Source organism: Pontibacter saemangeumensis (assembly GCF_039541895.1).
Taxonomy (GTDB): Bacteria; Bacteroidota; Bacteroidia; order Cytophagales; family Hymenobacteraceae; genus Pontibacter; species Pontibacter saemangeumensis.
The window spans coordinates 1-20,312 of the sequence record NZ_BAABHC010000011.1 but is presented as its reverse complement, the minus strand read 5'-3'; the positions used below and the strand labels follow the sequence as shown (position 1 = coordinate 20,312).

15 protein-coding genes are annotated in these 20,312 nt (G+C 55.2%); 11 read left to right on the top strand and 4 right to left on the bottom strand.

Annotated elements, in window-relative coordinates; genetic code table 11:
- Positions 1-57 precede the first annotated feature (57 nt).
- The 3 genes from gcvH (at position 58) to ABD920_RS10010 (ending at position 2,231) form a co-directional block, all read left to right on the top strand.
- Positions 58-438, top strand: a complete 381-nt coding sequence (gene gcvH, locus ABD920_RS10020; RefSeq protein WP_345158726.1) for a glycine cleavage system protein GcvH — start codon at positions 58-60, stop codon at positions 436-438.
- Positions 439-481: 43 nt separating this feature from the next.
- Complete coding sequence (locus ABD920_RS10015) at positions 482-829, top strand: VanZ family protein (protein ID WP_345158725.1); 348 nt, start codon at positions 482-484, stop codon at positions 827-829.
- A gap of 130 nt (positions 830-959) precedes the next feature.
- Positions 960-2,231: a M28 family metallopeptidase gene (locus ABD920_RS10010; RefSeq protein WP_345158723.1), complete on the top strand. Its 1,272-nt coding sequence runs from the start codon at positions 960-962 to the stop codon at positions 2,229-2,231.
- A 209-nt stretch (positions 2,232-2,440) separates the two neighbouring features.
- Here the strand turns inward: ABD920_RS10010 and ABD920_RS10005 are convergent, their stop codons facing one another.
- Positions 2,441-3,319: a YicC/YloC family endoribonuclease gene (locus ABD920_RS10005; protein WP_345158721.1), complete on the bottom strand. Its 879-nt coding sequence runs from the start codon at positions 3,317-3,319 to the stop codon at positions 2,441-2,443.
- Between the two features lie 119 nt (positions 3,320-3,438).
- Between ABD920_RS10005 and purQ the strand changes: the two genes are divergently transcribed.
- Both purQ and ABD920_RS09995 read left to right on the top strand, forming a co-directional pair.
- Entirely contained in the window at positions 3,439-4,131 is a 693-nt protein-coding gene (purQ, locus tag ABD920_RS10000) for a phosphoribosylformylglycinamidine synthase subunit PurQ (protein ID WP_345158719.1), read from the top strand.
- 339 nt (positions 4,132-4,470) lie between these two features.
- The gene (locus ABD920_RS09995; RefSeq protein WP_345158718.1) at positions 4,471-6,003 is read left to right on the top strand and encodes a SulP family inorganic anion transporter; all 1,533 of its coding nucleotides are present in this window, start codon (positions 4,471-4,473) and stop codon (positions 6,001-6,003) included.
- A 304-nt stretch (positions 6,004-6,307) separates the two neighbouring features.
- On the opposite strand, the gene ABD920_RS09990 is transcribed toward ABD920_RS09995, so the two are convergent.
- Genes ABD920_RS09990 through ABD920_RS09980 form a run of 3 tightly spaced genes read right to left on the bottom strand, consistent with a single transcriptional unit; the run spans position 6,308 to position 11,781 of the window.
- Positions 6,308-7,459 (bottom strand): serine hydrolase domain-containing protein, encoded by a 1,152-nt coding sequence (locus tag ABD920_RS09990; RefSeq protein WP_345158717.1) that lies wholly within the window; start codon positions 7,457-7,459, stop codon positions 6,308-6,310.
- A gap of 10 nt (positions 7,460-7,469) precedes the next feature.
- Complete coding sequence (locus ABD920_RS09985) at positions 7,470-10,688, bottom strand: hypothetical protein (protein WP_345158715.1); 3,219 nt, start codon at positions 10,686-10,688, stop codon at positions 7,470-7,472.
- Positions 10,689-10,692: 4 nt separating this feature from the next.
- A complete protein-coding gene (locus ABD920_RS09980; RefSeq protein WP_345158713.1) occupies positions 10,693-11,781 on the bottom strand; it encodes an NAD(P)/FAD-dependent oxidoreductase in 1,089 nt (362 codons plus the stop codon).
- Positions 11,782-11,859: 78 nt separating this feature from the next.
- Here ABD920_RS09980 and ABD920_RS09975 point away from each other — a divergent pair, with 78 nt between their 5' ends.
- The 6 genes from ABD920_RS09975 to ABD920_RS09950 all read left to right on the top strand — a co-directional run bounded on the left by ABD920_RS09975 (position 11,860) and on the right by ABD920_RS09950 (position 19,907).
- Positions 11,860-12,495 carry an MBL fold metallo-hydrolase gene (locus tag ABD920_RS09975; RefSeq protein ID WP_345158879.1) on the top strand — a complete coding sequence of 212 codons (636 nt, stop codon included), beginning with the start codon at positions 11,860-11,862 and terminating at the stop codon, positions 12,493-12,495.
- Between the two features lie 19 nt (positions 12,496-12,514).
- Positions 12,515-13,222 (top strand): CDP-alcohol phosphatidyltransferase family protein, encoded by a 708-nt coding sequence (locus ABD920_RS09970; protein WP_345158712.1) that lies wholly within the window; start codon positions 12,515-12,517, stop codon positions 13,220-13,222.
- Positions 13,219-13,470, top strand: a complete 252-nt coding sequence (purS, locus tag ABD920_RS09965) for a phosphoribosylformylglycinamidine synthase subunit PurS (protein WP_345158711.1) — start codon at positions 13,219-13,221, stop codon at positions 13,468-13,470. The genes ABD920_RS09970 and purS overlap by 4 nt, the downstream gene beginning before the upstream one ends.
- A gap of 107 nt (positions 13,471-13,577) precedes the next feature.
- Entirely contained in the window at positions 13,578-17,435 is a 3,858-nt protein-coding gene (gene porU / locus ABD920_RS09960; RefSeq protein WP_345158709.1) for a type IX secretion system sortase PorU, read from the top strand.
- A 48-nt stretch (positions 17,436-17,483) separates the two neighbouring features.
- Positions 17,484-18,599 carry a type IX secretion system outer membrane channel protein PorV gene (gene porV / locus ABD920_RS09955; protein WP_345158707.1) on the top strand — a complete coding sequence of 372 codons (1,116 nt, stop codon included), beginning with the start codon at positions 17,484-17,486 and terminating at the stop codon, positions 18,597-18,599.
- An 18-nt stretch (positions 18,600-18,617) separates the two neighbouring features.
- A complete protein-coding gene (locus tag ABD920_RS09950; RefSeq protein WP_345158706.1) occupies positions 18,618-19,907 on the top strand; it encodes a M16 family metallopeptidase in 1,290 nt (429 codons plus the stop codon).
- Positions 19,908-20,312 lie beyond the last annotated feature (405 nt).

The following is a 20,312-nucleotide window of genomic DNA, read 5'->3' as shown; positions in this document are numbered from 1 at the left end:
TTTTAGCATTGCCAAAAAGAACGTAATTTTGGCAGAATTCTATATTAATCAAAACTCATGAACTTACCTGAGAACCTAAAGTATACCAAAGACCACGAGTGGGTACGCGTTGAAGGCGATGTAGCCGTAGTAGGCATCACAGATTTTGCACAGAGTGAATTGGGTGACATCGTTTACGTAGACATCGACACTGTCAACAAGCAGGTCAGCCAGGAAGACGTTTTTGGCACGGTAGAGGCGGTGAAAACAGTCTCTGACCTGTTCAGCCCACTGAGCGGCACGGTGCTGGAAGTGAACCAGAAGCTGGAGAACAGCCCGGAACTCGTGAACTCCGACCCTTACGGCGACGGTTGGATCATCCGGATGTCGATCGGCGACGCCAGCCAGATCGAGGGCTTATTGACGGCAGAAGGCTACCGTGAGGTGATCGGGCAGTAGCCATATATAAATAGGTTTGATACTCCGCTACAACCTGTTTACCATGATGTGGGCAGCAGTGATTTTGCTGACAACGCTGCTGCCCTCTTCCTCCATGCCCGCTGTTTCGGTTTGGGAGCTGTTCTCCTTCGACTCCTTCGCCCACGCCTTTCTGTTCAGCGTGCTCACGTTCCTGATGATCGTGGGCCTGGCAAAGCAGTTCACCTTCCCGCGGCTCCGGCACTACACCATCCGCTACTCCCTTTTCCTCAGCACCATGTTCGGCATCTCTATCGAACTGATGCAGCACTACTTCATCCCGGGCCGACAGGGCGACATCATCGATGTGCTGGCCAACACCATCGGCTGCCTCCTGGGCATTGTACTGTTCAAGTGGATATACGTCTGGTAACTTTCCCGGCAGACGCGCCGTAGCTTCCTTTTCTTTTCCCCAGTTTCCCCGGCTTCTACAGCGGATCATATATAAACCCCATGGCATTGCAAGCTGGTTATGTATGATGTATAAGTTTTATATTTAAGGAATGAAGCGATTCCACTTCCTGCTCCTGCTGGTATATATGGCAGCAACGTCAGGCACGGCGCAGGACATGCCCCGCGTGCGCCACACCATCGACACCCTCACCTCCGCCGCCATGCACGGACGCGGCTATCTATATAACGGCGATGCCAAAGCGTCAAGCTATATACAAAGCAGGTTCCGGCAACTGGGGCTGCAGCCGCTGGGCGATAGTTATACCCAATCTTTCACTTTCCCGGTAAACACCATCACGGGAACACCCCGGTTGCAGGTGGCGGGAAAGGCGCTGCAGCCGGGCAAAGATTTTGTAGCCAACGCAGCCTCCGCCTCCGGCAAGGGCAAAGCCGTCATAATTTCGTTGGATACCGCTGTTTTCAGAGATGCTGTGGCCGCCAGCACGTTCTTCTCCCAAAGCTTCCGGAACAAAGCCGTTATATATAACCAGCAGGATCAGAAGCGAATCAGCCAGTTGCCAGCACCCTACCAGCAGAAACTACAGCAGGCAAAGCTGCACGTGGTGCTGCAGCCGAAGGCGCTGCTGACCTCGGTGGCGCGGGAGCAGGCACCGCTGCCGGTGCTGGAGGTGCTGGAACAGGCTTGGCCGTTGGGCGCCAAAAAACTAAGGTTTGAGGTGAAAGCCCAACTGAAACCGCAGCACGAAGCAAATAACGTGATCGCATATATAGCAGGCAGTGCCCAGCCGGATTCGTTCCTCGTTTTCACGGCGCATTACGACCACCTGGGCGGCCAGGGCAAGGCTGTGTATTATCCGGGAGCGAACGACAACGCCAGCGGCACCGCCATGCTGCTGGAACTGGCCGCTTACTACAGCCAGCCGGAGCACAGGCCAGCTTACAGCATCGCCTTTATGGCCTTCGCCGCCGAGGAAGCCGGGTTGCTCGGCTCTTTTTATTACACGGAGCACCCGCCTTTCCCGCTCTCCCAGATCCGCTTCCTCATCAACCTCGACCTGCTGGGCACTGGCTCCGAAGGCATGATGGTGGTGAACGGAAAAGTACATGCGCCGGAATACGAACAGCTGCAGCAGCTGAACCAGCAGCACCAGTACCTGCCGCAGCTCAGAAGCCGGGGCAAAGCCGCCAACTCCGACCATTACCCTTTCTCCGAAAAAGGCGTCCCGGCTTTTTTCTTCTACACCCTGGGCGGCACCGCCGCCTACCACAACCCCAACGACCACGCCTCCCAACTGCCCCTCACCGAGTTTGAGGACGTGTTTCAGCTGATCGTGGATTTTGCCGGGGCGCTGCAGGAGTAGCCAGGTTGCCTGAATCAGGATTTCAGGATGGCCGGGAGATAGGGATTTAGAGATTTTGCATCCTGCTTCAGACGCTCGCAGGAACCGCGCACGCAGCCAGGTCTTGCGAAAAACAAAAAAGCGCCTGCCACTTTTTATAGCAGCAGGCGCTTTTATATATAGCTTTCCATCACACGGGCCAGTTAAAACCTCTCCCGCGGGTGTCAGGCTTACAGTATATTGTTGATCTGCTCCTTGATCTTCTCCAGTTCCTCTTTCATCTCCACCACATGGTGCTGGATGGTCGCGTCGTTGGCCTTGGAGCCGATGGTGTTGATCTCGCGGCCGATCTCCTGCGAGATAAAGCCGAGTTTTTTGCCCGTGGGCTCGGGCAGGTAAACGGTTTCGGTGAAGTAGTGCAGGTGGTTCACGAGGCGCACTTTCTCCTCGGCAATGTCCAGCTTCTCTATGTAGTACACCATTTCCTGCTCAAAGCGGTTCTTGTCGAAATGCTCCGACACGGATATCTCCTTTATATGCCCCCGGATGCGGCCCCGGATGTTCTCCATCCGAACCGGGTCGTGCTTGTCTGTCTCGGCCAGCAGAATCCTGATCCGGTCTATATAGCCCATGATCTCGGCCGTCAGCGCCTTGCCCTCATCCGAGCGGAACGTGTTGAGGTTCTGGATCGCCTCCTCCAGCAGGGGCTGCACCTTGTCCCAGTCGGCGTCCGTCACTTCCTCTTCCTGCTCCTGCTGCAGCACCTCCGGCATGTGCAGCGCCAGCCGGAACAGTTCTTCTTTTCCTGCGCCCAGCGTGTCGGCCACTGCATCCAGTTCGTTGTAGTAGGCCTGCAGCAGTTCTTTGTTGATGGTGTTCTTCGCCTTCTGCGCCTTGTTCTTCGAGAACTCGATGTTCACCCCTACCTTGCCGCGCACCAGTGCCCGCTGCACCATGTTGCGGATGTCGTATTCCCGGTCCGATAAAAATTTGGGGAGCCGCACGCTCAGGTCCATACTCTTGGAGTTGAGCGAGCGGATTTCAACGGAGATCGAATATTGGTCGGCATCAAGGCGTGCACTACCAAAGCCTGTCATAGACTGCAACATAAGCTCATCATCGTATGATACAATGGCAAAGTAACTAAATTTATCCAATTTTGCTTGCCCCGCCGCACGAAAGCTGTTTCCGGGTATGTTGCCTCACAGAAATTCCTTAACTTTGTGCCATGAAATTTGGTGTAGTCGTTTTCCCGGGGTCCAACTGCGACCAAGACCTTGTAGATGCCATCCGCATTGGCATACAGCAGGAAGTTGTAAAGCTGTGGCACAAAGACCACGATTTGCAAGGCTGTGATTTTATACTCTTGCCAGGTGGCTTCTCGTATGGCGACTACCTGCGTTCGGGTGCAATTTCACGCTTCTCCCCCATCATGCAGGAGGTAACGCAGCACGCAAACCGCGGTGGCTACGTGATGGGCATCTGCAATGGTTTCCAGATCCTGACGGAGGCCGGGCTGCTGCCGGGCGCACTGCTGCGAAACGTGAACCAGAAGTTTATCTGCGACAACGTCTATATAAAGCCTGTGACCACCAACCTGCTGCCGACGCAGCTGCTGGACGTAAACAAGGCCTATAAAATACCGGTGGCACACGGCGAAGGCCGCTACCATGCCGACAAGGAAACGCTGAAGCAACTGCACGACAACGACCAGATCATGTTTAAGTACAGCAGCAATGTGGCCGATACGCATGAGATCTATAATATAAACGGCAGCCTGCTGAACATTGCCGGCGTGAGCAACGCCAACAAGAACGTGTTCGGCATGATGCCGCACCCGGAGCGCGCCGTAGACCCTGAATTGGGCAACACCGACGGGCGCCTCATTTTTGAATCGATCCTGAACCTCGTGAACGCGTAGCTCCGGCTACGGTCCTATATATAAGATGCCCCGCCTGTCTTCGTAGCACGCGGGGCATCTTATATATATGGCTTTTGCAAGTGCTTGCCTGTCATATAATTACAAGATGCGCTTCCATCTTAGGCACGAAAGCCTTACCTTTGCACCCTCTATGAGAAAAGCAACGCCATTCCTTTCCCTGACTCCGCCGTGAGTTCCGACTGATCAAATTCTTCCTGTTTCTTCAGCGCCCTCCTATACCGGCCCTGACGATGCCCCTTTTTGATGTACCTCCATTTTCAGCAACCGCTAGTTGCTGCCGGTACCGTTTTCCCTATTTTTTGTAATTAATTACCAAGGATGAAGCCTTATTTACGCTTATTCGACTTCAGTAACAAAGTAGATTATAAAATTGAGATCCTGGCCGGGCTCACGGTGGCCATGACCATGATCCCGGAGTCCCTTTCCTTTGCCATCTTAGCCGGTTTCCCGCCGCTGGTAGGCTTATATGCCGCTTTTATCATGGGCCTGGTTACGGCCATATTCGGCGGAAGGCCGGGCATGGTGTCGGGTGGCGCGGGTGCCACCGCCGTGGTGCTGATCGCGCTCATGCAGTCGCATGGCGTGGAGTATGTGTTTGCAGCGGTAGCCTTGGCGGGGGTGCTGCAGATCCTGGTCGGGCTGTTCAAGCTCGGCAAGTTCATCCGCCTGGTGCCGCAGCCGGTGATGTTTGGTTTTGTGAATGGCCTGGCGGTGATCATTTTCATGTCGCAGATCGTGCAGTTTAAAACGGTGGTGAACGGCGAACTTGTCTGGCTATCAGGCAGCCCGTTACATATCATGGCCGGCTTAGTGGCCCTGACCATCGCCATCATTATCCTGCTGCCCAAAGTCACGAAGGCCGTGCCTCCTTCCCTGGTTGCTATTTTGGTAGTCTTCGGCCTTGTGCTCGGCTTTGGCATCGACACCAAAATGGTGAAAGACATTGCCTCCGTCAGCGGCGGCCTCCCGCCTTTCCATATCCCGCAGGTGCCGCTCACCCTCGATATGCTGCAGGTGATTTTCCCCTATGCCCTGATCATGACGGGCGTGGGCCTGACGGAGAGCCTGCTGACCCTGAACCTGGTGGATGAGATAACCGGTACGCGCGGTAGCAGCAACCGCGAATGCGTGGCCCAGGGCGGCGCAAACCTCCTCAACGGCTTTTTCTTCGGGATGGGCGGCTGCGCCATGATCGCGCAGACACTCGTTAACCTGTCGGCCGGCGCCAGGGCCCGGTTGGCGGGTATTGTGGCGGCGCTCACCATTCTGGTGATTATCCTGATCGGGGCGCCCGTCATCGAACGGGTGCCAATGGCCGCCCTGGTAGGCGTCATGATCATGGTGGCTTTCGGCACGTTTGAATGGATCAGTTTCAGGATCATCAACAAAATGCCGAAGCACGATGTGTTTGTGGGCATCCTGGTAGCCGTTATCACGGTCTGGCTGCACAACCTGGCCTTGGCCGTGCTGATCGGTGTGATTATCGCCGCGTTGGTGTTTGCCTGGGAGAGCGCCAAGCGCATCCGGGCCCGAAAGTATACGGACGTGAATGGCGTAAAGCATTATGAGATGTACGGGCCGCTGTTCTTCGGCTCTGTGGCCGCTTTCACCGAGAAGTTCGACGTACTCCATGACCCCGAAGAAGTGATCATCGACTTCAGGGAAAGCAGGGTGGCCGATATGTCGGGCATCGAGGCTCTGAACAAACTGACGGAACGTTACCACAAGGCAGGCAAGAAACTGCACCTGAAGCACTTGAGCCCGGATTGCATCGTGCTGCTCCGCAACGCCGACAAAGTGATTGACGTCAATATCCTGGAAGACCCGAATTATGTGGTGATGGGCGACTAGGCCGGTTCCGAAACACCAATCCTGATTTAACCAGCGACGGTGCCTGCAGTATATAGCAGGCATTGTCGCTATTTAGTACATAACCTATGTGCGGTATATAACCGGTTATCTTTTTATGACGAACAAGCTACCCCTCCCGGCAGAGGAATTTTCCGCAAAAGTAGTTCATTCCCCACCTCGGAGAGGTTAGGGGTGGGGCATGTTAATAAGGTAGGTAAATCGCAACTCGGGTTATATATGAAGTGATTCCCTCAGGCGAAAGTGGTCATTTCCACGTGGCATTTAGAAAGGGTTTTGCCCTCACCTACTTCACCACCTTGTTCACCGCATCCACGATCACCCGTAGATCAGAGGGGTGATTGGCTACAAGTTCGCTTCGCTCTTTTCCCAGCCGCACGATCACCAGCTGCTTCTCCGGGATCACAATGATGTACTGCCCCAGAATGCCGCGGGCGTAGAAAATGTCCTGGCCTTTGTAGCCGGGCATCAGCCACCACTGGTAGCCGTAAAAATCGACCTTGCTGCCATCATCGGCCTTGGGAAGGCCGGTGGGTGTGAGCGAGGCTTTTACATAAGCGGGCGGCACAAGCGTGTCTCCGTTCCAAACCCCGTTGTGCAGGTATAATTTACCGAGGCGTGCCAGGTCGCGGGCATTGGAGAAGAAGCAGCAGTAGGCTTTCTCCATTCCGTCGGGTTTGTCCACACTCCACTCCGCGTTGCGCGCCGCCCCCATGGGTTTCCACAGCTTTTCTTCTACCAGCTGGCTCAGGCTTTTGCCGGTGGCCGCCTGCAGCACGAAGGCCAGCACCTGCGTATCGCCGCTTTTATATGTCCACTGCTGCCCTGGTTCTTCCACCGCCTCCAGCCTGTCGATCACCTTTTTCAGGTCAGAGCCATAATAGCTTTCGGTGGTCATGGAAAAGGGATTTATATAGGACTCGTCCCAGTTCAGGCCGGAGCTCATCCGCAGCAGGTCAATGATCCGGATCTTTGCCTTAGCCCCTTCGCTGAACCCTGGCAGGAAATCCCCCACCGGCTGCTCCACGCTTTTGATCTTGCCCTCTTTGATGGCGACACCAACCAGTATGCTCACGATGCTTTTGGCCATGGAAAAGGAGTTGCTCAGAGAGGCATCGGAATAACCGCCCCAATACTGCTCGTGCAGCAGCGAATCATCTTTCACCACCAGGAACGCCACCGACGACAGTTCTTCATGCAGGTGCTCTAACTCTCTGGGGAAGCTAAGCTCATTATAAGCAGCGGCCTTTGGCCATGGCTGCGTCACTTGCGGTGCTGTTATCTGCCGCTGCTCGAATATTTCATTATCGTCTATATCTGCCAGGTTATAGAAGGCGGCTCTGTACACGTAGTTTTTGTCGGCAATATGTATCCAAGCGGCCAGCAGCCCCAACAGCAGTACGGTTCCCAATCCAAAGCGCCTTGCTTTCCGGCTCATACAGCTCAGCTTAGAAGTCGTAGCCCAGGGTCACGTAAAACTTTGGCCCCGTACGACTCTCTTCCGCTTCGCCCCATGCCACATCCAACTTCCCATATACCCCCAACAAGGTAGTGCGTGCGCCCACGCCGTAGCCGATCAGGAACGGGTTACGGTAGTTGATAACGGTGATTTCAAAGTTGTCGCGCTCCGTCGGGCTGATAACGCCGCCAATGACGCGGGTGTTGATAGAGTTTTTCCCGGTGAACGGGTTGGCCCCGTCATAAGCAGAGCCGGCATCCGCAAAGGCTGACAGCTGCAGGTTACGGAAGAAGCCTGAGGCAATGGGCCCGTTGTAGAGGTACTGCACAATCGGGATGCGCAGCTCGGCGTTGGCGAGCAGGTGCCGGCTGCCACTGCGCACGTTGTAGTTAAAGCCGCGCAACGGTGTCACGTACTCCAGGTAAAACAGGTCCGCGGGCGAGGTGATCTCCACGTCGTTCAGCTCGGTGCTTTCGTCCTGGTCGGCCAGCAGCCAGTTGTCCATCCCGCCAATCAGAAACTTTTTATCGGAGTTGCCGAAGAAGGCCCCATAGCTGATGCGGGTGGCCAACACGATCTCGCGGTGTATTTTCTGATAATGCCTGAAATCAACATACAGTTTGTTGAAGTTGCTTGCCGCTCCGTTAAAACCTTTCAGCGAAAGGGCCCCCACTTTCAAGCGGGTTCCCTCCAGCATGTTGATGCCGGTCTTCACGCTGTTGTCATAGACCAGTTCCACGTTCCCTCCCCAGAAGTTCTCTACGCTGTCGGGCACGTAAAAGTCATTCATATAGGTAAAGCGCGTACTTACGAACTTGGGGATGGCGTGGATGCTGGTGCTGTGGCTCAGCGGGAAAACCACCGTCGGGCTCAGCTCGTTTTTGGCGAAGCGCACCCGTGACCCCGGCACGTTCAGCAGGCTTCCCTCCAGCGTCTCCCGCTCGAACTCCACCCCCACATCCAGGCGGTTCTTCAGGTTCATGTACTGCGCCCAGAAGTTACTCGCCCCCAGGTCGGTGCGCAGGAAGGCGGTGCCCTTTATATGATGATTCTCGAACAGGTCGCTCATGTTCACGCCAGCCACAATACCGAAACCCAGCAAGGGGTCCGCGTGCACTGACGTTACGATCTCCTGCACACTGAAGCGCAGGTCGTAGTCCAGCGGCCCCACCATCTGAAAAGGCCTGGCGGTAGAGGCGCGGCGAATAGGCGCCTGTGGTTTGGCCTCGGGCTCGGGGTCAGCGGTGGCAACCGAATCGTTCCCGAACTCATAGTCATTGATATTTACCTCGCCGTTCTTGCGGCGGGGGCTCGCGCGCCTTGTTACGGTATCATCCTCCTCCACCAGCTTGCGGGTGTTGGCGGCGCTGTTCGCGGTTCGCGCGCGGGTCTCCAGGATAATCTGGCGCGAGGTACGCGGCAGCTCCGGAAGGGTGGTTGGCGTAAACTGCGGCAGCAGGTACACGAAACTGCGCGATTCGTCTTTCGCAACCAAAGCCAGCACATTGGCGGACGGCACATAGTCATACGCTTCGATGCCCTGCACAAAGCTGGTGACAGGCATGCTGGCTCCGGTGCTGAGGTTATAGCTGTAGAGGCTGCGCACGCCGCTTTGCTCGCCCAGATACACGAAGTTGCCGTCCTGTGTTGCCCTCGGCATCAGTTCGCTGGCAATGGAGGTCGTCAGTTGTCGGGTGCGGGCATCAGGGCCCTGTTGCTGCTCCAGCAGGAAAATGTCGTAGTTGTTGACCACGCTGCTGAAGGTGGCTGCCGCGGCATTGCCCGTGCTGTCGGCAAGCCGGTTAGAGCTGAAGACGATACCCTGGTTGTTCCTCAGGAAAACAGGGTCTATGTCATCGTAGATGTCGTTGGTAAGCTGCTGCTGCAGGCGGCCGGTGGCGCGAAGCAGGAACAGGTCCGTCTGGCCGTTGCGCACCGCGCTCACCACCATGCTATTGCCATCCTCGGAGTAGCTCATGCTGTTCACCTGCGAAAACGGCTCCAGCACCACTCCCGCTGTGGTCAGGTTCTCTAGGAAGGGTACAAACGAGTAGCCATCGCGGGCGTCTACCTGGCGCAGCATCATCTCTCCCCGCCGCGACTCTATAAAACCCAACTGGGTGTTAGAGCGCCAGGCCAATACGGGCATCTTAAAGTCCACTTTCTGGTCTACGCTCTTGTACCCGGCGCGCCACACCACGCGGTCCCGCTTGCGGCGCACGTCTTTCACAAATATTTTATAGATGCCGTTGTCGTTCTTCACATAGGCCAGCAGCGTGCCGTTCGGGTTCAGCACCGGCTCCCCGTAGTGATGGCCTTCCTTGTTCTTTTTGAACAGCTTGCCGTTGTCTGGGAGCTGGATCAACGGACTGTCGGCACTGGTGTTTATCTGCACATAATAGTTGTACCAGTCCTGCAGGAAGCGCTTGTAGGGGATGTTCAAACTGCTGGTGATCCCGATCTCCACATCGCGGGTAATGCGGGTCAGGTTCAGGATATTCTGGATGGCCGTGTAGCCGTAGCGTTCTGCTATATAGTTCCACACTGATTGGCCGGTAAGCTCCGGGTTAAGGGCGAAAAGCTTCTCCGGGCGCTGCCTGTCCTGCTGCTGCTTTAGCAGCATATCGCGCATGTAGTTGTCCATGCGCACACTCCACCCCTCCGCCGTGTAGGCCGCCACGCCACCGATAAACCACAGGGGCAGCCGGAGCAGGTAGCTGCTTTGCAGCGCCTCTTTCAGGCTGCCGCCATACATCATGTCGTTCATCAGGAGCTGCGTCAGCTCATAGCTCAGGTCACGCTTGAACTCTGTCTGGGTGCCCTGGTACGCCATCTCGATCTTGCTCTTCATAAAGAGCGTCTCGCCGCCGGTCTGGTACTGGTCGTTGTTCAGGCCGATGTTGCTCTGCAGCAGGTCGGTGGGCGAGGTGTACAGCATCAGGGTGATCTTGGAGTACGGGTAGTACCCGATCAGGCTGGTGATGCGGCGCAACTCTTTTTCGGCATACTCCGCAGCGTTTTTGGCCGCCGCCTCACCGCCCTGGTAAAAGTAGACATTAAAGTTCTGCGTGCTGTAGAGCTTCCAATCGAAGTTCTTGTATTGGATCCGGCTTTTGCCGAACGTATCACGGTTTGGCTGCGCATGCAAGGCGGTACCCATCAGGGAGCAAAGCACAAACAGTAACAGTAACCTTATAGGAAAACGCATGCGCTTAAAGTTGAGTGTTTTGTTGTTTTATATAGTCGTAATATAACGATAAATACCGTGAAATTCGTATGTCAGGCATCACTTCCGCCCCGCCGCCCAGGGCATCGGCGAACTGCTGCGCCAGGTAGGGGGCCATCTGCACCGCCTTGGAGCCCATGCCGTTGAAAACGCTCAGTTGCGGGTACTTGGGGTGCACCCCTACCAGCGGTTTCCGGTCGCGGACGGCTGGCCGGATGCCAGCCCGATGCTTGATAATGCGAAAGTGTTGAGAGGTGATCTGGCTGAAGCGGGCCGCCAGCTCCTGCCGCCCCTCCGCGCTTGGCTGCTCGTCAGGTTGCCGCCAGTCGTAGGTGGCCCCGACCAGGAACCTGCCTGCCCCTACCGGAACAACGTAAACAGCTTTGTTATAGATGCATTCCGGGTTAAAATTCTCGGTCTGCACCTCCAGCACCTCCCCCTTGGTTGGCTTTACCGGCAGCCACTTAAAGTACGGGTTCTGCACCACCTGGAATCCCTCACAGAACACGAGGTGGCCCGCCTCCTGCTCCTTGTATTTCACCCCCTGCGCGGTAAGCTGCAGCTGGTCCATCTGGAAACGCTCCGGCAGCAGCAGCCCCTGCGCCAGCAGTTCCGCAGTCAGCAGGCGCAGCATATCCTCCACCAGCAGGCTGCCGCCCCTGCCGATCATGATGCCGCCGTACGGATCGTCTATGGTGGGCTGATGGGTGCTTGTTGTATGGGTGGCCAGTATGAAATCATTCCATCCTCCGCTGGCGCTATTGGCCATCCAGGTATTCTGTTCTTCTATGGTGGAGAAAATCTTATAGATGGGTTTGTGAACGAAAAGCTCCTGCCCGAAATGCGCCTCCAGTTCAGCATAAAATGCATCGGCGGCCGGTATAAACGCGTCGGCCATCCACGATTTGGCGAAGCGCTTCCCGGCAATGGGGTTCAGCAGGCCGGCCGCCACCCGCGAGGCGCTGCTTGGCCGCGGCTCGTCGACCACCAGCACCTGATAGCCGCGCTTGCGTAAGGTATAGCTTAGTATGGCACCGGCCAGGCCGTGCCCTACCACTATATAATCGTATTTCATCAGGGCAAGTTACGAGATGTACAGGTGAAATTAGTAACTTACAAGCCGATTTTGTACTTGCTACTCAACCTGAAACCGATGAAAGTGACCTGCCTTACGTTTAACCCCTTCCAGGAAAACACCTACCTGCTGCACAACGACACCAACGAGTGCGTGGTGATTGACCCGGGCTGCTATGAGAAAGAGGAGCGCGAGGAGTTGCGGCAGTATATACAGGAAAATGGCCTGAAGGTGGTGCGGCTGCTAAACACCCACTGCCATATAGACCATGTGCTGGGCAACAAGTTTGTGGCCGACACTTACCACGTGGGACTGGAGATACACCGCGCTGACGAGCAGACGCTGCGCGCCGTTACGGCCTACGCCCCTTCCTATGGCTTCCAGCAGTACGCCGAAACGCTGCCGGCAAACTTTCTGGAAGAGGGCGACACGGTAAAGTTCGGGAATACGGAGCTGCAGGTGCTGTTTACGCCAGGCCACGCGCCAGGGCATGTCGTGTTTTACAACGGCTCGGAGAAGATCTGTATCGGGGGCGATGTGCTGTTTCAGGGCAGCATTGGCCGCACCGACCTCCCCGGCGGCGATTTCGACACGCTGATCACCAGTATCAAAGAAAAAATGTTCGCCCTCCCCGACGACGTGACCGTTTACCCGGGCCACGGCCCTGAAACCACCATCGGGTACGAAAAAAGACACAACCCATTCCTGCGTTAGCACGCGTCGCCCCTTGCATATGAAGAAGCACATCCCCAACGCCATCACCTGCCTCAACCTGTTCGCGGGCTGCCTGGCCCTGTACTTTGCCTTCGAAGACCAGCTGGTGTACACCGCTTACCTGGTGGGCATAGCCGCCGTGTTCGACTTCCTGGATGGGATGGTGGCGCGCGTGATGAAGGCCTATTCTGAGATCGGAAAGCAACTGGACTCGCTGGCGGATATGGTGTCGTTTGGGGTGGTGCCGGGAACCGTGATGTTCATGCTGCTGCAGCGGGCCGATGCGACAGTGCTGGGCATCCCCGCCGACATAGTGGCTTTCTTCGGTTTCCTGATCACCGTCTTCTCCGCACTGCGGCTAGCCAAGTTTAACATCGACACCCGCCAGACCACCTCGTTTATCGGGCTGCCGACGCCGGCCTGCACCCTCTTTGTGGCTTCGCTGCCGCTTATCCTGGAGTATGGCGACCTTATCCATTACGAGATTATCCTGAACCCGCTGGTGCTGCTGGTGCTCACGGTGCTGCTCTCGTTTTTGCTGGTGGCCGAGCTGCCGCTGTTTGCGCTGAAGTTCTCCAACCTGACGTGGCAGGACAACTCGGTGCGGTTTATTTTCCTCGGTTTGTCGGTTATCTTGGTGGCTCTTCTTAAATTCGCAGCGATACCACTGATTATCGTGTTGTACGTACTTTTGTCTATCATCAAAAAAACATCCCACTCATCATGAAATTTGTCGCTGAAATAGATATAATGCCCCGCCCCGAGCTGTTAGACCCACAAGGCAAAGCCGTGCTGCTGGGCCTGGAGCACCTGGGCCTGGACCAGGTAAACGATGTGCGCATCGGTAAGCACATCACCCTGCAACTGGAGGCCGAGACAGAGGAGATTGCCCGCGAGAAAGTGGACAAAGCCTGCAACAAGCTCCTGGCTAACCTCATCATGGAGTCGTTCACGTATGAGCTGCAGCAGGCGTAACACCTGCTGGCATACAATAAATTAGCCGTATATTTGTTGATCAAGAAGGCTGCCTGCCGCTCTATATAGGTGCGGCAGGCAGCCTTTGTACAGGATATACAGGAGTGATGATGATGTGGCCTTCCCGACTGGTTTATGTTTGCGCGCTTTTTCTGCTGTGCTTACTGACAACGCAGGCGCATGCACAGGCCACCACCGTCACCCTGCAATGGCAGGCACAGGCCACTGTACTCCCCACCCGCAGCCCCGCCGGCAAAATCCCCACCTTCACAGGCGCCTCCGTTGATGCCGTGGAAGGCCTTCCGTATTACCGCCTGCGGCTACCCGGCGTGCAGGCCTCCGGTTTCCAACTGAAAGACACGCAGTACCAGGCCTTTACCCCGGAGGAGCAGAAGCTGTTCGGGGATTATGTGTTCCCCGCCGAGCCGCAGGTATATATAAACCCTTCCAAACAGAACAGGCAGCCAGTCACCTTAGTCTCCTTTCTCCCCATCCGGCGCAACCCTGCCAGCAACCAACTGGAGAAGCTGGTGCGCTTCCGGTACACCTACTCCGCCAGCGGCACCAACACCACGCTTGCCCGCACTGCCAGCACGAGCAGCTTTGCCGCTAATTCGGTGCTCAGTAGCGGAGAGTGGTATAAGCTGGCTGTCACCACAACGGGTATATATAAAATAGACAGAGGCGTGCTGCAGGCGCTGGGCCTGAATGCCCAGAGCATCGACCCGAAAAAAATACAGGTATATGGTAACGGCGGCGGCATGTTGCCCCAGCCCAACAGCGCCCCCCGCCCCGACGACTTGCAGGAGAACGCTATATATGTGGCCGGCGAGGCGGACGGCAGGTTTGATGCGGGGGATTATATCCTGTTTTACGCGCAGGGGCCGCACACCTGGGCATATGATTCGGCACAAAGTAAATTTCAACACTCCTACAACCTCTACTCCGACACCGCCTATTACTTTCTGCGGGTAAATTATGCGGCCGGCGCGCGCGTTGGCACCCGCAGCCCAACTCCGGGCGCTACGCAAACCGTCAGCACCTATGAGGAGCACCTGTTCCATGAGCAGGACCTGAAGAATATGGTGTACTCGGGCCGGGAGTGGTATGGCGAGGAGTTCAGCAGCTTCAACGCCTCCCGCGATGTTTCCTTTGCCGTGTCGGATGTGGTGCCGGATTCCGAAGTGCAGCTGACGGCGGCCCTGATGGCCAACTCCCCCGCCGCCTGCTCCTTCACGGTAAAGCTGAACGACCGGGAACTCGGCTCGCAAAGCATCCCCTCGCGCGGCACTTACAATTATCACCCCGAGGGCACCAACAGCTCTAAGACCTATACCATCCACCAACAGGCGCTGGGCAGCTCAGCTATATATAAAGTAAGCCTGGCCTTTGGCACCGGCGGCAGTTCCACCTCCCTCGGCTACCTCAATTACCTCGAACTTATATATGAGCGCCAGCTCAAGCTATATGGCGAGCAAACCAGTTTCCGTTCAGTGGCGAGTCAGGCTTCGCCGGTGAGCATGTTCAATATAGCCGGGGCACCGGCCGGGGTCATCGTGTGGGATGTGACGAACCCGCAGCGCCCCGAGGCACAGCAGCTTAGCAACGGCTCTTTCAGCGCCGCTACCCATATACTCCGCGAGTTCGTGGTGTTTGAAGGAAACAGCATCAGCACGAAACCGGTGGCGGTAGGCAAGGTGACAAACCAAAACCTGCACAGCGTGAACGCCGACGGTTCCCTCGACTTTGTGGTGGTGGCGCACCCGGCGTTTCTGCAGGAGGCAAACCGGCTGGCGGCCCACCGGGCGCAACACGGCAACATGCAGGTGCAGGTGTTCACACCGCAGCAGATCTACAACGAGTTCTCGTCCGGGGCACAGGACGTAACGGCCATCCGCGACTTTATGCGGATGGTGCACAGCCGCAGCGGCAAGCAGGGCGATGCCATCATTTACCTCCTGCTCTTCGGCGACGCCTCCTACGACTACAAATACCGCATCCGGAATAACACCAACTTTGTGCCCATATATGAGTCGCGGGAATCGCTGCACCCCATTACCAGCTACTCTTCCGAGGATTACTTCGGTTTCCTGGATGAGGAGGAGGGCGAGTGGGCGGAGAACGCCTTCGGGGACCACCTGCTGGACATCGGCATTGGCCGGCTGCCGGTGAAGTCGGCGGCGGAGGCTGCGACCGTGGTTGACAAGATCATCGCTTACGACAGCCCCGCCCACTTCGGCAACTGGCGCAGCAAGGTAACTTTTATAGCCGACGACGGAGACCGCAACGAGCACCAGGACGACGCCGAGTACCTGGCCCGCTACGTGGAGAGCAATTTCCCGGCCTATACGCCCAACAAAGTATATATAGACCTGTACCAGCAACAGGCGGTGTCGAATGGCCAGCGGGCACCGGGCGCCGCTGACGCCATCGACAAAGCCGTGGAGCAGGGTTCCCTCATCATGAACTACACCGGGCACGGAAACGAAATAAGCCTGGCGGCGGAGCAGATCCTGACCCTGCCCCAGGTCAACAGCTGGACCAACAAAGACAAGCTGACCTTCTTCCTGACAGCCACCTGCGAGTTTGGCCGCTACGACGACCCGGCCCGGGTATCAGGGGCAGAAACAGCCTTGTTGCTCGAGGGCGGCGGGGCCGTGGGCCTTGTAACCACCACCCGCCCCGTTTACTCCACCGACAACCGCGTGCTGAACCGCAACTTCTTCAAAAGCGCTTTTACGCCGCTGAACAACCGCATGCCGCGCCTCGGCGACCTGGTGCTTCAGACCAAGAACAACAGCATTTCTGATACCATCGGGGGCTCTACCGGCGTGAACAACCGTAACTTTTCGCTCCTCAGCGACCCTTCGCTGCAACTGGCTTACCCGGCCCTGCAGGCGCAGATCACGCATATAAACGGCAGCGAAGCCTCGGCAGACACGATTAGCGCGCTGAGCAAAGTGACGCTGAAAGGACAAGTGACCACAAGCACCGGCAGCGTGGCCTCCGGTTTCAGCGGCGACCTGCACCTGACGGTATTCGAAAAGCTGGCCACCCGCTACACCCTCGGCGACGAAAGCTCCCAGAAAGTACCGGTAAAGGTGCGGGAGAATATCATATACGACGGCAAGGCGTCCGTGCAGCAAGGGCAGTTCGAGACTACGTTTGTGGTGCCCAAGGACATCGCCTACGACTACGGCACAGGCAAGATCGCACTATATGCCAGCAACAGCGCCACGGATGCGATGGGTGCAGACCACTCCATCATTATTGGCGGCACCGCCGCCAACGTGCCGGCAGACGATGTTCCGCCCACGGTGAATTTATATATGGACGATGAGTCGTTTGTGCACGGAGGCAGCACCGGCAGAACAACCGTTCTGCTCGCCAACCTTTTCGACGACAACGGCATCAACACAGCGGGCATGGGCATCGGCCACGAGATTACCGCCGTGCTGGACGGGAACAGCGAAAACGTGATTGTGCTGAATGATTATTATACCGCAGCGCAGAACAACTACCAGAAAGGACAGGTAAAATACACGCTGAAAGACCTGGAGGCTGGGCCGCATTCGGTGCGCCTGAAGGCATGGGATACGCACAATAACTCTTCAGAAGAATATATAGAGTTTTTTGTATCTATTGATGCTAATCTTGCGTTAGAGCATGTGTTGAATCATCCAAATCCTTTTTCCACGAATACCATCTTCCATTTTGACCATAACAGAGTTGGTGAAAACCTCGACATACAGGTGCAGATCTACACCATATCTGGTAAACTAGTGAAAACACTGCAAACCACTTCCTATGCCAGCACGGCCCATGTGGCAGATTTGTACTGGAATGGCAGAGACGAATACAATGATACGCTTGCGCGTGGCGTTTATGTGTATAGGATAAATGTACGGTCGCAGCAGGACGGTTCAAAAGCCTCTAAATTCGAGAAACTTGTAATTTTAAATTAACATAGTTATTCTTAATTTCTATATTTGATACAGCTATCAACCCTATATATGTACAATAAACGTCAGATTCTAAAGGCTACTGCATTCGCTTTCGCCTTATTTTCAGCCCCTGCTGCTTTTGCACAAACTTCAACTGGTCAGGAAGTGAGTGCCGTGACGACGGCGGTACCAATCCTGACTGTAGCGCCCGACACCCGTTCTGCAGCCCTCGGAGACGCCGGAGTGGCTTTGTCGCCGGATGCAAACGCTGCCTACTGGAACGCCGCCAAGCTTGGCTTCGTAGAAAATGACATGAGTATCGCCTTCTCGTATGCCAAATGGCTGGGCAACATCGTGGACGATATGTCGCTGAACTACCTGTCAGGCTACAAGAAACTAAGCGAAACCTCCGCTATTTCTGCCTCCCTGATGTATTTTGACCTGGGCGAGATCCAGTTTATCGATGCCAACCAGGCGCCGCTGCAAAACTACAATCCGAAAGAGTATGCGGTGTCGGTGGCCTACGGCCAGGCGCTCAGCGAGAACTTTAGTGTGGGGGTAGCCGCCCGCTTCATCCACTCTAACCTTGCCGGCGATGTGAATGTGAGCGGAAGCAACATTGAGTCGCAGCCGGGCAACACAGCGGCCGTAGATGTGGGCGTATATTATAACAAAGACATCAACCAGAACCTGAACCTTGGCTTGGCGGCTAACGTCTCTAACATTGGCGGTAAAATAGCCTATTCTGAGAATGAGGATAAAAGTTTCCTGCCCACTAACCTGAAAGTAGGAACCGCCCTGACCTATAATTTAGACGCTTATAATTCTCTTACACTGGTTGTAGACGCCAACAAGCTACTGGTGCCTTCACCGGGCGCAGACACTGACCAAAGCGTGGTAAGCGGCATTTTTTCGTCCTTTGGCGATGCAGAAGGCGGCGGAAGCGAAGAGTTGAAAGAAGTAAACCTTTCTGCTGGGGTGGAGTACTGGTATAACAAGCTGTTTGCAGCACGCGCCGGTTATTTTTACGAGCACCCTGAGAAGGGCGGCAGGAAGTATTTCTCTGCCGGTTTGGGCCTGCGTTACCAGAAGTTCGGGTTGGATGCCGCCTACCTTATCCCCGGCGACCAGAGCAACCCGCTTGCAGACACCTGGCGCTTTACACTCGCGCTTAACCTTGAATAGTTAATTAAACAACAAAGAATGCTTGATAGAACAAAAGCACCAGAAACATACGAAATAGATGCCATCACACTCCAGGTAGCAGAAGTTACAAACCTGAGCAACGGAGCAAGAATGCATGTCATCAAGAGCGAAACCCAGCCTGTCATCAGGCTGGATTTTGTTTTTAAGGCGGGCAAGTGGTTCGAAGAGAAAACAGGGGAATCAGACCTCGCGGTTAAAATGCTTTTAGAAGGCACCTTGAACCATACCGCGAAGCAGATAGCCGATAAAACGGCTTTTTACGGGGCCTCCTTTGAGAACAACCACGGTTACGACCGCACTGAATTCACGCTTTACTGCCTCTCCAAGTATGTACCGGATTTACTCCCGCTCGTGCTGGACGTGCTGCAGAACCCCGTGTTCCCTGAGGAAGAGTATAAACTCTTAAAGCAACGCACCATTCAGAATGTAAAGGTACAGCGGCAGAAGAACAGTTACCTTGCCACGCACAGCTTCACTAAGCAGCTTTTTGGGGAGGAGCACCCTTACATCTTCGGGTTTGATGACGACGCCTTAGAAGCCCTGACGAAAGAAGACCTGCAGCAGTTTTACAGGAACAGGTTCCTGACGCAGGAGATGGAAGTATTTGCCTGTGGTGCTATTGATGCACCAATGCAACGCTACCTAGAGCATGAGATACAGCAGCTTACCCTGCAGCCATCTAAAGCCTCCCATACTACGGCCCAGAAAGAGACGGCGGTGCACGCCGCTGCAAAAACGAACCTGGTGTTGATGGAAGATAGCCTGCAGTCCTCAATCAGGATGGGGCGAAGGTTTCCGCATATAAAGGACAAAGATTACCTCCAGCTGTTAGTCCTGAATGAGATTTTCGGCGGCTACTTCGGCTCCAGGCTGATGCGCAACATCCGGGAAGACAAAGGCTATACATATGGCATCTATTCCGTGGTGTCTTCTAAGGAGCAGGACAGTATGTTTTATATAGGTACCGACGTGAACTTTGCTGTAACAGACAAGACCATCGAGGAGATCGTGAAAGAGATAAACCAGTTACAGCAGGAGGAAGTGCCGGAGGAGGAGTTGAAAACAGTTAAGAACTATATGCTGGGCAAGTTCCTGAACGATATTAATACGATTTTTGAGCAATGCGACCGCTATAAAAAGATTGTGCTCTATGACCTTCCCCAGAATCACTACAACGACTTCGTCACAACCATAAGAACGGCCACTTCTGCAGAGTTAAGGGAGTTGGCTAAGCGCTATCTGCAACCTGATGATCTGTACACTGCAATCGCCGGACGAAAAGCTTGATTTCACATTTAGCTAAACTCATAAAAAAAGCCCTGGCATATATAGCCAAGGCTTTTTTTATGAGTGCTTATTAAGATATCCGGTTGCTGCTTCCGGTTCATAAACTTCCGCTGTAAGATAGCCTCCCCTGCAGACAGGGGAACCGCAGACAGATGAAGTGCAAGACACCTGGACTGGCCGATAGGGCTTAATGTTACATCGCCTAAAGCCGCTTCCATATATAAATCTGGCTTCATCTTCTTAAACAAGAAGGGAATGCCATATCTATATATGAAAAGATGTATCTATGATATCCTGTAAGGCCTAGCTGACACCCCCCATTTCACTGCGCCGGTCTGCCCTTTGGTGGGTGGGTTGTAAACGCGGGAGCGCCCTGCCCCGTTTCCGGGGAGGGCGCTCCTCTGT

Excerpts from the sequence above, each read along its gene's own strand:
- gcvH (WP_345158726.1), top strand. The coding sequence starts at position 58 with ATGAACTTACCTGAGAACCTAAAGTATACCAAAGACCACGAGTGGGTA.
- ABD920_RS10015 (WP_345158725.1), top strand. The coding sequence starts at position 482 with ATGATGTGGGCAGCAGTGATTTTGCTGACAACGCTGCTGCCCTCTTCC.
- ABD920_RS10010 (WP_345158723.1), top strand. The coding sequence starts at position 960 with ATGAAGCGATTCCACTTCCTGCTCCTGCTGGTATATATGGCAGCAACG.
- ABD920_RS10005 (WP_345158721.1), bottom strand. The coding sequence starts at position 3,319 with ATGTTGCAGTCTATGACAGGCTTTGGTAGTGCACGCCTTGATGCCGAC.
- purQ (WP_345158719.1), top strand. The coding sequence starts at position 3,439 with ATGAAATTTGGTGTAGTCGTTTTCCCGGGGTCCAACTGCGACCAAGAC.
- ABD920_RS09995 (WP_345158718.1), top strand. The coding sequence starts at position 4,471 with ATGAAGCCTTATTTACGCTTATTCGACTTCAGTAACAAAGTAGATTAT.
- ABD920_RS09990 (WP_345158717.1), bottom strand. The coding sequence starts at position 7,459 with ATGAGCCGGAAAGCAAGGCGCTTTGGATTGGGAACCGTACTGCTGTTG.
- ABD920_RS09985 (WP_345158715.1), bottom strand. The coding sequence starts at position 10,688 with ATGCGTTTTCCTATAAGGTTACTGTTACTGTTTGTGCTTTGCTCCCTG.
- ABD920_RS09980 (WP_345158713.1), bottom strand. The coding sequence starts at position 11,781 with ATGAAATACGATTATATAGTGGTAGGGCACGGCCTGGCCGGTGCCATA.
- ABD920_RS09975 (WP_345158879.1), top strand. The coding sequence starts at position 11,860 with ATGAAAGTGACCTGCCTTACGTTTAACCCCTTCCAGGAAAACACCTAC.
- ABD920_RS09970 (WP_345158712.1), top strand. The coding sequence starts at position 12,515 with ATGAAGAAGCACATCCCCAACGCCATCACCTGCCTCAACCTGTTCGCG.
- purS (WP_345158711.1), top strand. The coding sequence starts at position 13,219 with ATGAAATTTGTCGCTGAAATAGATATAATGCCCCGCCCCGAGCTGTTA.
- porU (WP_345158709.1), top strand. The coding sequence starts at position 13,578 with ATGATGATGTGGCCTTCCCGACTGGTTTATGTTTGCGCGCTTTTTCTG.
- porV (WP_345158707.1), top strand. The coding sequence starts at position 17,484 with ATGTACAATAAACGTCAGATTCTAAAGGCTACTGCATTCGCTTTCGCC.
- ABD920_RS09950 (WP_345158706.1), top strand. The coding sequence starts at position 18,618 with ATGCTTGATAGAACAAAAGCACCAGAAACATACGAAATAGATGCCATC.